Source organism: Symbiopectobacterium sp., from assembly GCF_047692315.1.
GTDB lineage: Bacteria > Pseudomonadota > Gammaproteobacteria > Enterobacterales > Enterobacteriaceae > Symbiopectobacterium.
Genome location: NZ_JBLLJS010000007.1, coordinates 1 through 14508 on the forward strand (window position 1 = coordinate 1; position 14508 = coordinate 14508).

The 14508-nt window shown below is 51.9% G+C and carries 10 protein-coding genes, 4 pseudogenes and 1 riboswitch; of the genes and pseudogenes, 3 read left to right on the forward strand and 11 right to left on the reverse strand.

Going from position 1 to position 14508, the window contains the following annotated elements:
* Positions 1-163: 163 nt before the first annotated feature.
* Together murI and btuB are read right to left on the reverse strand one after the other, a co-directional pair.
* Positions 164-1026: pseudogene (murI, locus tag ACMZI0_RS02365) on the reverse strand (glutamate racemase).
* Positions 971-2831, reverse strand: a pseudogene (btuB, locus tag ACMZI0_RS02370) (TonB-dependent vitamin B12 receptor BtuB). The pseudogenes murI and btuB overlap by 56 nt, the downstream one beginning before the upstream one ends.
* Before the next feature lie 66 nt (positions 2832-2897).
* Positions 2898-3105: riboswitch (cobalamin riboswitch) on the reverse strand.
* A gap of 131 nt (positions 3106-3236) precedes the next feature.
* Between btuB and trmA the strand changes: the two are divergent.
* Entirely contained in the window at positions 3237-4340 is a 1104-nt protein-coding gene (gene trmA / locus ACMZI0_RS02375) for a tRNA (uridine(54)-C5)-methyltransferase TrmA (RefSeq protein ID WP_415671816.1), read from the forward strand.
* A gap of 29 nt (positions 4341-4369) precedes the next feature.
* Here the strand turns inward: trmA and ACMZI0_RS02380 are convergent, their stop codons facing one another.
* Positions 4370-4741 (reverse strand): YijD family membrane protein, encoded by a 372-nt coding sequence (locus tag ACMZI0_RS02380; RefSeq protein WP_415671817.1) that lies wholly within the window; start codon positions 4739-4741, stop codon positions 4370-4372.
* A 64-nt stretch (positions 4742-4805) separates the two neighbouring features.
* Positions 4806-5441 (reverse strand): HTH-type transcriptional repressor FabR, encoded by a 636-nt coding sequence (gene fabR, locus ACMZI0_RS02385; RefSeq protein ID WP_415671879.1) that lies wholly within the window; start codon positions 5439-5441, stop codon positions 4806-4808.
* Positions 5442-5657: 216 nt separating this feature from the next.
* Here fabR and sthA point away from each other — a divergent pair, with 216 nt between their 5' ends.
* Positions 5658-7076 (forward strand): Si-specific NAD(P)(+) transhydrogenase, encoded by a 1419-nt coding sequence (sthA, locus tag ACMZI0_RS02390; RefSeq protein WP_415671818.1) that lies wholly within the window; start codon positions 5658-5660, stop codon positions 7074-7076.
* On the opposite strand, the gene oxyR is transcribed toward sthA, so the two are convergent.
* Complete coding sequence (gene oxyR / locus ACMZI0_RS02395) at positions 7059-7976, reverse strand: DNA-binding transcriptional regulator OxyR (RefSeq protein ID WP_415671819.1); 918 nt, start codon at positions 7974-7976, stop codon at positions 7059-7061. The genes sthA and oxyR overlap by 18 nt on opposite strands.
* A gap of 447 nt (positions 7977-8423) precedes the next feature.
* On the opposite strand from oxyR, the gene ACMZI0_RS02400 reads away from it, so the two are divergent.
* On the forward strand, positions 8424-8843 hold the full coding sequence (locus ACMZI0_RS02400; RefSeq protein ID WP_415671820.1) for a hypothetical protein: 420 nt from the start codon (positions 8424-8426) through the stop codon (positions 8841-8843).
* A 45-nt stretch (positions 8844-8888) separates the two neighbouring features.
* Here the strand turns inward: ACMZI0_RS02400 and metF are convergent.
* From metF to ACMZI0_RS02430, 6 genes and pseudogenes are all read right to left on the reverse strand, one after another.
* Positions 8889-9781, reverse strand: a pseudogene (gene metF, locus ACMZI0_RS02405) (methylenetetrahydrofolate reductase).
* A 263-nt stretch (positions 9782-10044) separates the two neighbouring features.
* The gene (locus tag ACMZI0_RS02410) at positions 10045-10713 is read right to left on the reverse strand and encodes a phosphodiesterase (RefSeq protein ID WP_415671821.1); all 669 of its coding nucleotides are present in this window, start codon (positions 10711-10713) and stop codon (positions 10045-10047) included.
* A 43-nt stretch (positions 10714-10756) separates the two neighbouring features.
* Complete coding sequence (locus ACMZI0_RS02415) at positions 10757-11701, reverse strand: LacI family DNA-binding transcriptional regulator (protein WP_415671822.1); 945 nt, start codon at positions 11699-11701, stop codon at positions 10757-10759.
* Positions 11698-12504, reverse strand: a pseudogene (locus ACMZI0_RS02420) (ABC transporter permease). Before ACMZI0_RS02420 ends, ACMZI0_RS02415 begins: the two are co-directional and overlap by 4 nt.
* The gene (locus ACMZI0_RS02425) at positions 12501-13301 is read right to left on the reverse strand and encodes an ABC transporter permease (protein ID WP_415671823.1); all 801 of its coding nucleotides are present in this window, start codon (positions 13299-13301) and stop codon (positions 12501-12503) included. Before ACMZI0_RS02425 ends, ACMZI0_RS02420 begins: the two are co-directional and overlap by 4 nt.
* A 72-nt stretch (positions 13302-13373) precedes the next feature.
* On the reverse strand, positions 13374-14507 hold the full coding sequence (locus tag ACMZI0_RS02430) for an extracellular solute-binding protein (protein ID WP_415671824.1): 1134 nt from the start codon (positions 14505-14507) through the stop codon (positions 13374-13376).
* Between the last annotated feature and the right edge of the window lies 1 nt (position 14508).

Sequence of the window (14508 nt, forward strand, 5' to 3'; positions counted from 1 at the left end):
TCCGCTAGAAAGTCAACATCTTTCGTTCAACTTTCTAACTGACCTCGCAACCGCGAATCGCTGTTGCCGTGTCAGTGGAGGCGCAGTATAGACACTTCTCGCGCCCTGACAAGCGCTAATTTCAATTTTATTTCTGAGTGCCTACTATTCATCCAAAAAGCCATTAAAGCGGTAGTTTTTCCAACGATTCAAAGCCAAAACGCTGTAAAACGGGCCACAGGGTCGCCACTTTAGGCGTAATCGTCATGCAATAAGCCAGATTTTTTTCCGTGCTCAGAGCCAGTGGTTGTTCCAGATTAGCGAGATGCCATGCCGTTCTTCTGGCGATCGCCGCTCCTGAGTCCACCAGTCGAGTACCATTTGGCAACACCAACTGTAACTCTTCGGCTAATAGAGGGAAGTGCGTACAGTCAAGCACCACAGTATCCGGTGGCTCAGGCAATTTCAGCCAAGGGTGCAAAATTTGCTGCAACGCCAATAACGATACGTTATCCCCTTGCAACTTAGCCCCCGCCAGTTCCACTAGCTCCGCCGACCCAAGTAGCAATATCTGACAGTCCGTAGCAAAGCGGGGGCAATTAGTTCGTGAGTATAGGCGCGCTGCACCGTGGCACGCGTCGCCAGAACACCGACGATGCCATTGCGCGTCAGCCTTGCGGCGGGCTTCACGGCAGGCACAACACCCACGACCGGGAACGTAAACCGCTCGCGCAATGCGGGCAGCGAAATGGTACTCGCGGTGTTGCGGGCAATAACGACGGCAGCCAGTTGATGGCGCTTTTGTACTGCAGAAACGATTTGAACCACACGTTCAACGATAAAGTCTTGCGGTTTCTCACCGTAGGGGAACGCTTCGTTATCGAAGGCGTAGATATAATGAAGATCCGGCAGCAACTGCCAAATCTCGTTATACACAGATACCCCCCCCACGCCGGAGTCAAACACCAACACCGTGGGGCGGGCGGGCAGGTTAGAAGGTGTAGCTTCCTGAGAGATAGTATTCTCTTCCTGCCGTTTGATAGCCATATGCTGCCTCGTACTCTTTATCAAACAGGTTGGCAATTCTACCACGAACTGTGAGATGAGAGGTGACAGGATATGATACAGCGAGATCCCAAAGGCTTACGCCACCGAGTTTGACGGTTTGGTAGTCATCAATGGCTGGGACATAGACACCGTAGTCTTTATCATAACGACTACCCAGATATTGATATGTTAAGCTCCAATCCAGGTCTTGTATCTGCCAATCAAGTTGATACTTAACTTGCCGCTTTGCGCGACGGGTCAGTGGCACATCAGTAATGGCATTACGAGAATCAACGTAGTCATAGCTGATACGTAGTCATAGCTGATACGATGACCTAACAGACCTGTATCAAACGCTGCCGTTGCTTCGATACCTTTGATTTTAGCTTTGCCAGTATTTTGATAAACCCAGTTGGTGCCGCTGGTTGAATCGATCAGATTATCTATGTCGTTACGGTAACCAGAAATACGCCACGTCACTGGTCCACTGAGGCCTTCAATCCCCGTTTCCCACTGCTTGCTTTCCTCTGGTTTAAGGTCACGGTTACTGCCAGATTTAGCGTACAATTGCTCCATGTTTGGAGCCTTAAACGCAGTACCATAGGAAGCGATCAATCGGTATCCGTCGATAAACTCCCACGAAGCACCCGTTTGCCATGTGTTATGCCAACCATACTCAGAATGATCGTCACCACGCAGGGAACCTTCAAGAACAATAGAATTGAAGCGTTGCTGACTAGTAAGATAAAGACCGGTGTTATTCTGACTTTCTTCTCTGTTAACCGTTGTTGATTCAGGTTTAATTACCTGCTCCTGCCAATCAACACCTGCACTTACAGTGCCTGTACCTACTTGCAGGGTATTTGTATTGCTGGGAATCGACTAACCTCGCACTGCAATCATGCATTCCCAAACGCGGATCGTAATCATAATCCTTGCCATGGCTGTAACTTCCAATAAGTTGCGTACTGTAAATACCATCTTAGAAACGAAGCCCTGTATCCCACGTTTGGCTATCTAGCTGACGTGTATCTTGCAGTGAGTTATTTAAATAATTATAAAAGCTATCGTAGTCAGCACGGTTGTCATACCCATAACCGCGCAGAAATCCGCTAATTTTTTCATTGAATTGATGATCAACTGCTCCATAAAGTAGTTTGCTCATAAATCCATCACGATCGGGTTGTGCCGGATCGCTATTACCATTAGCAACGACGTCAAACCCTTTAGTATATTTATAATTTCCTGCAAACGTTGCCGTTGTGCTGTCACCTAGCAACTGTTGTGTTGATGCATCGTAGGATTGGTAGCCATTAGATCCCACGCCAGCAGTTAATGTAGTGCCATTCTTCGATGATATTTACCACGCCACCGATGGCATCAGAGCCGTAGACTGCAGAACGTGCACCGCGAATATATTCAATTCGTTGCACTAAAGATATGGGGATTTGACTAAGGTCTGATGAACCACTAATACCTGCCTGATTTAAACGAATACCATCAATCAGAACCAGCACATGCCTACTTTCAGTTCCGCGAATAAACATCGAACTTTTCTGCCCCAACCCGCCATTCTGCCCAATATCCACCCCAGGCAAACGACGCATCACATCGGTCAGGCTCTTAGCCTGCCAACGATCAATATTTTCGCGAGTAACCACGGTTGTAAGCGCCAGCACACTATTTACCGGCTGTTGAAAACGGTTAGCGGTAACCACCATGGTGTTGTTGTCAGTTTGCTGCGCCCAGCCAGAAAAAGCCGTGGCAGAGAGCGCCGCCAGCAGCGATAATTTTTTATAAGACATGTAGTTAGCATCCAAATCACATTGCGGATGCCGCATTACCACAATCGATAGCTCGCGACGATCGTGAACATTGCGACGTAAACCGGCAGGTCTTCGGGCTCGGGTGACATTGCTGTTGCAATCAGAAACGACGACTTCCCGCCCACAGGCAGTGTCTGCATTCAATGCTGTCGTTTCCCTTCCCACTGCTCGTCAGCTCCAGGTTTTCACTGGGTTCCCTTTTAGTTCACGTTGTGTTAGCACACATTGTGATACCGGCACGCTATGCTACGATGGCCGCTTACGGATGTCTAGACTTCCACGATGTGAAATTGCTATCGCAGCAACAACGCTGGACATCCCTTAGAGATGCCCTACAATCCCGCCCAGTAAACTTCTTTTCATCGTTTTGTAGCCGAGAACACCATGACGCCAGAGAACCTGCCCATCGAACAGTACGACGACCAGCTTGCGGAAAAGACGGAACGTCTACGGCAGATGATGGTGCCCTTTGGCGCACCAGAGCCAGAGGTGTTCCGTTCCCTGGTAAATCATTACCGCATGCGGGCCAAATTTCGCATTTGGCACGACGGGGACGATCTCTACCACATCATGTTCGATCAGCAGACCAAACAGCGGATCAGAGTAGATCAATTCCCTGCTGCCAGCGCGTTGATTAATCGACTAATGCCCATACTGCTTGATGCGCTACGCAGCGATTTGGTACTGCGCCGCAAACTGTTTCAGATCGATTATCTGTCGACCCTAAGCGGTGAAGTGGTGGTGACGCTGATCTACCACAAGGCGCTGGACGAAGAGTGGCAGCAACAGGCGCGCACACTGCGGGATACGCTGCGCGCACAAGGATTCGCTCTGCAACTGATTGGTCGGGCAACGAAAACCAAAATCTGTCTGGACAGGGATTATGTCGATGAGCGCCTGCCAGTAGCAGGGCGTGAGATGATCTATCGTCAGGTGGAAAACAGCTTCACCCAACCGAATGCCGCCATCAATATTCAAATGCTGGAGTGGGCGCTGAATGCTACAGCGGGCTCGAAAGGCGACCTGCTCGAGCTTTATTGCGGCAACGGCAACTTCTCACTGGCGCTGGCGCGTAATTTCAATCGCGTCTTGGCCACCGAAATCGCCAAGCCGTCTGTCGCCACGGCACAATTCAATATCTCTGCGAACCAGATTGATAACGTGCAGATTATCCGTATGGCGGCGGAAGAATTCACTCAGGCACTACAAGGTAAGCGTGAATTTACGCGTTTGCAGGGTATCGATTTGTCTGGGTATCAGTGCGACACCATTTTTGTCGATCCACCGCGCAGCGGCCTGGACGACCAAACACTGGCCATGGTGCAGGGTTACTCGCGAATTCTGTATATCTCCTGCAACCCGGAAACCCTGTGCAACAATCTGGCTCGGCTAATGACAACACGCCACATCGCCCGTCTGGCGCTGTTCGACCAGTTCCCCTATACCCACCATATGGAATGCGGCGTGCTGTTAGAGAAGAAAGCGTAATCCCCTTCTTCCCATTGGAACTCAGTCACTCAGGATGCTGGAGCGTCGTCTACCGGACGGCGCTTTTTGAGCCGCAAGCCAATCCAGAACACCAACACAACGCACAGTAATGAAGGCAGGAAGTTGGAGCCAATCTGCGGATATTCGACGCGAACCAGCGCGCTATACAGCAACAGCCCCAGCAAAAAGCAGGCTGCGGCCAGTAACGGCATGCCTTCCGGCATCTCTATATTGAGATAACGTTGGTGTAAACAGTATACAGAGAGCACAAGGGCAATCAGCGGAAAGACAGAAAAGGGCACGATGGAACTGAACAAAGCGGCAAATGAACCATTGACCGACAAGCCTGCGATCAACGCCAAAACGAGGGTGCCTTTTTCTTGATGAGGGTATTTTGTCATGATGTCTCCCATGGTTTTGAACATTCAAGAGTTTGGAACAGGATAGACCGCATCAGGCTCACCGCTACGCGTCAGAAATATTCACTTCCTTCTCATGTTCCTTTTTGTACCAGTAGTAAGCCCCTTTGGCGATCAGGCGCAATTGCAACACCAGGCGTTCTTCCAATTGCCGTCGCTGCTCAAGCCCAACATCCAGCGCTTCTGCGCCAGCACTAAACACAATCGTGACCATGGCTTCGGATTGCGCCTCCGCAAATTCACGCGGAATATGATTTTCCACTTCCAGATAGTCCGCCAGCTCCGCAATAAAATGCTGAATTTCACGGGCAACAGCAGCACGAAACGCGGCGGACGTACCCGAGCGTTCACGCAGCAACAGGCGAAACGCATTAGGATTATTGCCAATGAATTCCATAAAGGTTGAGACCGACGTACGGATAACGCTACCGCTTTTGGCAATGCGCTGGCGAGCCTGTCGCATCAATTGACGCAACATCAGGCCGCTTTCATCGACCATGGTCAAACCCAATTCATCGACATCGCGGAAGTGGCGATAAAAAGAGGTGGGAGCGATGCCCGCCTCACGCGCGACTTCACGCAAACTCAAGCTGGCGAAACTCCGTTCGGCACTGAGTTGACTGAAAGCAGCTTCGATTAAGGAACGGCGAGTGCGTTCTTTTTGTTGTGCTCTGACACCCATATGTTGTGTTCCGACACCCATATTCTGCTTACACCATCCGCTTTCTTCTCCAGGAAAGCACTATAGCAAACTTTACTTGCGACATATTGAGACAAAGTTTGCCATATTGAAAATGGGAGAGGTATTGTCATACAAATAGCAGGGATGAATTGGGTTATAATCGCGGCGGTGTTACAATAGCGTTATCGGCTTGTATAAAAACAGGATTACCCTACCATGACACAACAAGCACAGACTCAGCGCCAGTTTGATTATGATGCCATCATCATTGGCTCCGGCCCGGGCGGCGAAGGTGCCGCGATGGGGCTGGTGAAACAGGGTGCCAAAGTGGCCGTCATCGAGCGATATTACAACGTTGGCGGCGGTTGTACTCACTGGGGAACCATCCCTTCCAAAGCATTGCGCCATGCTGTCAGCCGCATCATCGAATTCAACCAGAACCCATTGTACAGCGATAACGCACGCCCTATTCGCTCCTCCTTTTCCGACATTCTGCGCCACGCCGACAGTGTAATCGGCCATCAAACGCGCATGCGGCAGGGCTTTTACGAACGTAACCATTGCGAGATATTTTCAGGCGAAACCCATTTTATCGATGAACACACGATTGCCGTACAGTATCCCGATAACACGCAAGATATGCTCACTGCCGCCCATATAATCATCGCCACGGGTTCACGGCCGTATCACCCGACCAATGTGGATTTCGAACATCCACGTATTTACGACAGCGACTCCATATTGGAACTCGATCACGAACCTCAACATGTGATTATTTATGGCACAGGGGTCATCGGTTGTGAATATGCCTCTATCTTTCGCGGCCTGAGCGTGAAGGTGGATCTCATCAATACCCGCGATCGGTTACTTGCATTTCTCGATCAGGAAATGTCCGACGCCTTTTCCTACCATTTCTGGAACAATGGCGTTGTTATTCGCCATAACGAAGAGTTCGAATCGATCGAAGGAACCGCCGACGGCGTCATTGTTCATCTTAAATCCGGTAAAAAGATGAAGGCCGATTGCTTGCTGTACGCCAATGGCCGCACCGGCAACACGGAAACGTTAGGGCTGGAAAAAATCGGTTTGGTGCCCGACGGGCGCGGCCAATTGAAAGTCAACAGCATGTATCAAACCGCGCTGGCGCATATCTACGCCGTAGGTGACGTCATCGGTTATCCCAGCCTGGCTTCGGCGGCCTACGATCAGGGACGGCTGGCAGCGCAGGCCATCGTCAAAGGCGATGCCAGTGCGCATCTTATCGAGGATATCCCGACGGGGATCTACACGATTCCGGAAATCAGTTCGGTGGGGAAAACCGAGCAGGAACTGACCGCGATGAAAGTGCCCTATGAGGTTGGGCGCGCACAGTTCAAACATCTGGCTCGGGCGCAGATAGTCGGCATGAACGTGGGGAGCCTGAAGATACTTTTCCACCGTGATACACGGCAGATTCTCGGTATTCACTGCTTTGGCGAGCGCGCAGCGGAGATTATCCACATCGGCCAGGCCATCATGGAGCAAAAAGGCGAAGGCAATACTATCGAATACTTCGTTAATACAACCTTTAATTACCCAACGATGGCCGAAGCTTACCGCGTGGCGGCGCTTAATGGATTAAACCGCCTGTTTTAATGCATTATCCAAATAGTGTCGCATATGTTCCCGCACCGCGTCCGCCAGCTGTTCATAGCGGCCGCGCAGCGGCGATCCAGGACGGTACACCAGCGCGATAGTTCGCTTCGGCTCCGGCTTGTAGCACGGCAAATAGCAGACGCCATCGCGCTGACGCTCATGAGGCACCGCCAGCGAAGGCAGCAAGGTGATACCACTGCCCGCCGCCACCATGTTGCGCAACGTTTCAAGGCTGGTGGCGCGAAAATGCGTATCTTCATCAGCCCCAGCCTGGAAGCAGAGCCCCAGCGCCTGATCGCGCAGACAGTGTCCATCTTCCAGCATCAGCAGTTTTTCACCGGCCAGATCCGACATGGCAACACGCTCGCGGTTAGCCCACGGGTGATCCTGATAAATGGCCAGTTTCATAGGTTCATCAAACAGCGGAACTTCGATAAAGGCTTCCGATTCTTTGACCATCGCGAGAATAGCGCAGTCCAGCTTGCCGCTGTCCAGGTGTGCTAATAGCTGATGCGTCTGAGCTTCATGCAGATACATTTCCAGCTTAGGGAACGTGCAGTGCAGCATAGGTATGATATGCGGCAACAGGTAAGGCCCGACAGTGGGGATCAGCCCGATATGCAGCGGTCCAGACATCGTCTCTCCCTGCTGGCTCGCCATCTCCTTGAGCACTTTGACTTCGCGCAACACGGTTCTTGCCTGTTCCACCAGTAGCAGACCAGCCTGAGTAAACAACACCTTCCTGCTGGTGCGCTCCAACAACATCACACCCAGTTCATCTTCCAACTTGCGGATTTGACCACTGAGCGTTGGCTGGCTGACGTGGCAGGAGTCTGCCGCACGCCGAAAGTGACGGTGTTCAGCTAACGCCACCAGATACTCTAGATCCCGTATGTTCATTTCTCATTATCCTTAACAAGATAGCCAAAAACGATAGGTAGGACACCAATCAATGGTAAGCCCTATCAACAAAGAAAATGTTTGGTTCCCGACAACAACGGTATCTTATCGGTTAAAAAATATAACCAGCGGCGGCGTTAAGAAAATGAAATTTATTTCACTATTGAAATTTTATAAAACCTTCAATGCTGGATAATCATAAAATGCCAAATATTAAAAACACACAAAGCCGACACACTTTACCGTAGGTAGTGGTAATAACATAGCGCATCAATAATGACATAATTATTTTACCCTGCAACATATCAATGAAGCTTGAATAAAGCGCGGAATCGATCGAAGCACGCTAACCTGCTGCATTGCATGCGGTAAGAACGAAATTTGGTACTCCATTCATCCCAATCGCGTTAAGGTCCAAAAAGGACCGTGAACTGAGAAGGAACATTAATGAAAATATTCAAATTGGGGAGGTGTCACCACTCAAGTTTACCTGCTGAGAAACATGTCAAAAACAGTGAGATAAATGAGATAATTTTGCGGTTATGGCGCGTTAAATCTATGCCTGATGAACCGCCAGCATTGCGCGCGGAGCGAAAAAAAGAGCTGGAATCCATATTAAAAAACACCCGAAGATGTTTAGATATTATTATCAATAATCCTGCAAAGCATAACTTTAGTAAAATTCCCCGATTGGATCGTCTGGAAGAAAAAACCTATGGCTTTATTCTGGATGAACGCGCTAAAGACTACGACACAGAATCAGATTCTGAGATGTCAGCGTATGAGTCAGAGTCGGAAACAGAGAATGACGACCGCCCCACAGCGCACACACGTAGGATGGAAAGCGAAAAAGGAAAACGCGCTTGATGATAACGCGTAGCCATCACGCGTTATCATCAGAGATTATGATTACTATGCCGCAGGCCTTACGCCGCCCAGCGTGTGGCAAATCGCATAACTCAATTCTGCACGATTGAGCGTATAGAAGTGGAAATCCTTCACACCTTCACGACTCAGGATTTTCACCATGTCCATGGCGATGGCCGCCCCAACCATTTTACGGTGTCGGTATCGTTATCCAGTCCGTCGAACATTGCCGTCATCCAGTTTGGCACGCGCACATTGGTCATGGTGGCAAACCGTTGCAACTGCTTAAAGTTGGAAACGGGCAAAATTCCCGGCACAATCTCCACGTCAATACCCGTTGCTACGCAACGATTGCGAAAACGTAAATAGCTTTCTACATCGAAAAAGAACTGTGTGATCGCGCGGTTCGCGCCCGCATCAATCTTTTTCTTCAGATTAATCAGATCAGCCTGTGCGCTTTTCGCTTCCAGGTGAACTTCCGGGTAAGCAGCAACCGAGATATCAAAATCACCGACGCTTTTAAGCAGACTGACCAAATCGGCGGCATACATATCCGGTTTGCCCCCTTCAGGCGGCAAATCACCACGCAGCGCCACAATGTGGCGAATACCGCTCTGCCAGTAATTCTGGGCAATTTCACGCAACTGATCGCGGGAGGCATCAATGCAGATCAGGTGCGGCGCAGCTTCCAGTCCGGTACGCTCTTTGATCGTCTTGATAATGCTGTGAGTACGGTCGCGTTCGCCAGAGTTCGCGCCGTAGGTGACAGAAACAAACTTCGGCTTCAGGTTACTCAGGCGGTCAATAGAGTTCCACAGCGTTTCTTCCATTTCACTGGTTTTCGGCGGGAAAAACTCAAAGGAAACATTGAGTTGTCCCTGGAGCTCCGCCAGTCTTTGATTCAGCGTTTCCCGCTGGTTTGCGTGAAAAAAACTCATACCCTTGCCACCCTTGTCGTCGCGTTACCGTCATTATTTATCGAACGTCTATACGTTTAGACGTCCATATAGAAAATGACGGAATATCAACCAAGAGTCAACGAATTTCGTTTAAAAGCTGTTGATAATTGCTCACGGTAAATGAATTTTTTTCATCATGCGTCTATCCCCCGCCTCAGGAGACAGGAAAATCGTTGAAATGCGCCGTATGGCCCTGCGTCGTTATGCAAAAAATAGCGTATTGCGGCGCTTCCTGGCTGACTTCAAAACCGGGTATAAAGCGCAGACTTATGGTTGGTGCCGCGCACGGTGTTAAAGGTCATACCACGCCAGTTACCGCTGGCAGGACGGTGCACATGGCCTGCGGCAATATGTCGGACAGTGGCATAACGTAAACAGCATTGATGCAACGCCTCTGCAGCGTCCGGCGCTAACCGCACGTCATCCAGCGACGGCAAACCGATAGGCATCGGTGGATGGTGTAAGAACAGCAACACCGCTTTTCCCTGAGCCTGGCGCAGTTGCGTTTCCAGCCAGTGCAGGCGCGTGCTGCACAAGTTTCCTGCAACATCACCGCCTTGCAGCGAATCCAGCAGGATCACCCGATGATCGCCAAGATCCGTCACATTTTGAATAAAGCCGTATTCATCGGCCAACGTGGGAAATTCGCGCAAAAACGCTTCACGGTCATCGTGGTTGCCCAAGGTCACGCGCCAGGGAATCTGCAATTCCGCCAGTGTGGTGGCAAGTGCCTCATAAGAGGCCGCACTGCCGTCATCGGAAAGATCGCCAGAAATAACCACCAGCGCGGCATCACGGTGATGTGTATTGATATCCGCAACAGCGGCCTGAAACTGTTGCAGCGGATCGCGCCCGTGCAACATACTGCCTGGCGTCGTTAAATGAAGGTCGGAAAGTTGAATGATTTTCATGGTTTTCCTCAGTGCATCATGAAGCGTGATATGTTCAGGATCTTCAGGCTGATTGGCGACGCACCAGCAGCAGTAATGCTTGCGCTGCCATCAGCGCCGGATCTTGACGGAAGGTGGTCAGCGAATAGGCATTCCAGCCTGCGGCAGGGATATCATCAAAACCGATAACCGCCAGATCGTCAGGCACAGATAATCCCCGCTGGCGCGCGCAATCAATAACACCGAACGCCATTAAATCGTTGATGCAGAACACGGCATCCGGCCAATCCACTGGCGACAATGAGAACAGCGACTGACACGCGCAAAGACCATCGGCGTAGTCTGATTCAATACCGCGCACCGTGCTGACTTCCAATCCCAACGTGCACGCTTCATCGCAAAACGCCTGCTCACGCTCAACAATGTTCGGTGTTGCCGACGCAGAGCCAATAAGCGCTACCTGTTTTCTGCCGTCAGCAGCGAACAAACGCGCCGCCGTGCGTGCCGCGGTGTCGTTATCAATATGCACGCTGTCGCATGCGGCTTCGTTACGTCCAATCACAATTAACGGCTGACCGTTAAGCTGCGCCAGCTCGACAAATTCCTGCGGCGGAGATCCGGACAAAACGATGGTCGCTTCAGCGCGATGGCCGAACAGAATCGAACGTGCCGCCGCCATCGCCCCGCGCGTGTGGCCAGTGTTGATCAGTACCGGGATCGAATCGCGCTGAATAAGCGCCTGAGAGAGCGCCGCCACCAGATTGGCGCGAAACCCGACTTCCGGTTGCGTGACCACCAATCCCACCAGACGGCTGCCGTTCGCCAGCAGGCCGCGCGCCAGATCGTTAACCTGATAACCCAGCTCCTGCGCCGTCGTCATCACTTTGGCATAGGTCACTGCCGAGACGCTTGCGCCCAGCGTAAAGCTGCGCGACACCGCAGAGCGCGATACCCCCGCCCGACGCGCCACATCTTGCGCGCTGACATAACGCTGTTTGTTGATGCTCATTTACCGATCCTCGCCAACACATCTGCTTTCAGGAAACGTTCCACCACCAGCATGAAAACGATGGAAGACACCAGCAATACCAGAGCGGTTATCGACGCAATCTGGTAATTCCCGCCAGCCCCCGCGCTGTAAAGCATCAGTGGCATCATCTGCACATCCGGCGCACCGACAAAGTAGCTGCCGGTAAACTCATCTAACGATTCCAGAAAGACAAAAATGGCGGCGGCCATCAGCCCCGGCAGCTCCTGCGGCAAGGAGATATCGATAAACGTGCGCCACGGCCCGGCACCGATCGAGCGGGCAGCCTGTTCCATCTCACGGCTAATGGCAGCAAACGCCGCGGAAGCAATCTACACCGCAAACACCAGTCCGTGCACCGCGTGCACCAGCACCACGCCTAACAGCGTGCCGTTCAGCCCCCACTGATAAAACAGGCGGGTGATATTGACGTACACCGTCAGATTGGGAAACACTTGTGGAATCAGAAAAAACAGCAGAATGACGCCACGCGCAGGCAACGCCAGCCGCGCCAGCGCATACCCGGCGGGGATAGCCAGCGCCAGTGAGGCCAGCACCGTTAATATCGTCACCAGCACGCTGTTGCCCAATGCCTCCCAGGCAACGCTACGCGCCGAGAACACGCGCCGCCAGAAGGCGAAACCCCATTCATTAGGCAGCAGGTGCGGATAAAACCATTTTTCCGCCACCGCCCACAGCAGCAGGTTAGACAGCGGACCAAAGATGAGAAAAATCAGCGCACCCAGAATGAGCACCGGGGCAATCCATCCAAGTACGCGTTTCATGCTTTCTCCCTCATGCTGATACGCAGATAGACAACCGCAAATACCGCCGTCATCAGCAGCGAGATGGCTCCCAGCGCGTTCGCCACACCGTAATCACCATAGGCATTGATACGAAACGCAATATTGGCGCTCAACAGCGTCGGGGATTGTGCATTGATCATCAGCGGCACCGACATCATGGTAACAAAAGACAAAATCAATCCGGTCAGCAACGTGTGCCACACCTGCGGCACAACAATCTCAAACAGAATACGCAGTCGTCCCGCGCCGAGATTGCGCGCCGACTCCATGGTTGCGCGATCCAACGAGGCCATGGCACCAGAGACCAACAGCGCAACAAACGGGGTCTGCTTCCAGACAAAAGCAAACACGATGCCGCGCCAGTCGAGCCAGTTGCTGGCGCTGGCGATATCCACGATACCCAGCATATCCAGCGCTCCGTTTAACCAGCCGTTTTTGGCCAGGAAGGTGCGCAAAATCTGCCCGGTAACGATAAACGGAATAAACAGCGGCCAGCGATAAACCCAGCGCAGCAGTGCGACCCAACGCGGGTTTTCGCCCAGCGTCAGGTAGCCGCCAATCAATACGGAAAACAGGCCAATCAGTAACGTTGATACGCCGACAATCAGCAACGTGAACAGAATATCCGGGGTATAGATCGTCAGCGCGGTCACAAAATTCGCCCCGCCGATGCCCTGCTCACTGACAAACGCACAGCCGACGGAAAATCCAAGCGGCGCGGGCAGCACCAGCGCGATGCCAGCCAACCGAGAAGAAAAAGAAGGGAGTGGTAACATGAGGCTCTCCCCTTCCCGGCCAGATAGGCCGGGAAGGATGCTATCAATGGGTCGGTTCAATGATTCGGGTGATTACTGTGCCATCGCATGCTCATAGGCGTTCAGGATCGCCGTGTTATACGGGGCGATGGGGAAGGTTTTCCCTTTAGTCTCCAGATCCTGCGGCGAGATATCGGTAAACAGACGCTGCCAGATTTCCGGTTTCAGTTCCGACTGTACGTATTTGGCATCAATGCCCGGATACCAGTTGAAACGCTCAACAATGCCTTGTGCCTGCACTTTCAGGCTGGTGGCGAGCGCTACAAACTGCTGTGCCAGCTCACGGTTGGGGGCTTGTGCCGGGATCACATAGTGCATCGGCTGGCCGGGCATACCCGGCGCAGGCAACAGCAGTTTAAAGTTATCCGGCAGTTGCCCGTTCGCCTTCCATGAATAGAACATGTCTACCCACACCGGGCCGATGGCAATCTCACCTCGGCTCAGCATATCCAAAGTGCCTGCATTGCCTGGCGTCAGGGTAACGTTTTTATTAAATGCTTTCAGGCGTTCAAAAGCCGGTTGCCATTTTTGCGCTTCCGTTTCTTCAAACGGCCCATTCATCAGCTTGTTGGCATCGCCGCCATAGGCATAAATCCATCCCATCACGAAACTGACGCCAGATGCGCCGCCTTTGATACCGTTATAGCCGAACTGTTTTGGGTGCGCTGCTGCCCACTGTTGCAGCTCGTCATAGCTTTTCAGCGGGTTGGGAACCAACGCCGGGTTATAGGCCAGTGCAGTCTGGCTGCTGAACATCGGCATCACATAGCCTTTGACATCACTGCCTAACGCTTTGTCTGCCGCCGCCATGGTCACCAACTTGCCGCTCGCAATGGCATCACGGTATTGCAACAGTTGACCGCCCTTCACCATCGGCCCGACAAATTTTTCATGCACCACGGCAACGTCGGTATCCCACACTTTGCTGCCCGCCGCCTGCTGCGCGTTAAAGCGCTCGAGGATCTTCTGCGAGCCGGCATCGCCCGGTCCGGTGCCTACCGCTCTGACCTTGACACCCGGGTGCTGTTGCTCAAACAACGGCCCGAGATAGTCGTTCACATAATCGACCATGTTTTGATCGCCAGCCGTCAGCACGGTCAGCTCTTGCGCCTGCGCGGCAGAAAGTGAAGTGCCCATCATGAGCGTTACAGCAAAAATGCGTTTCATG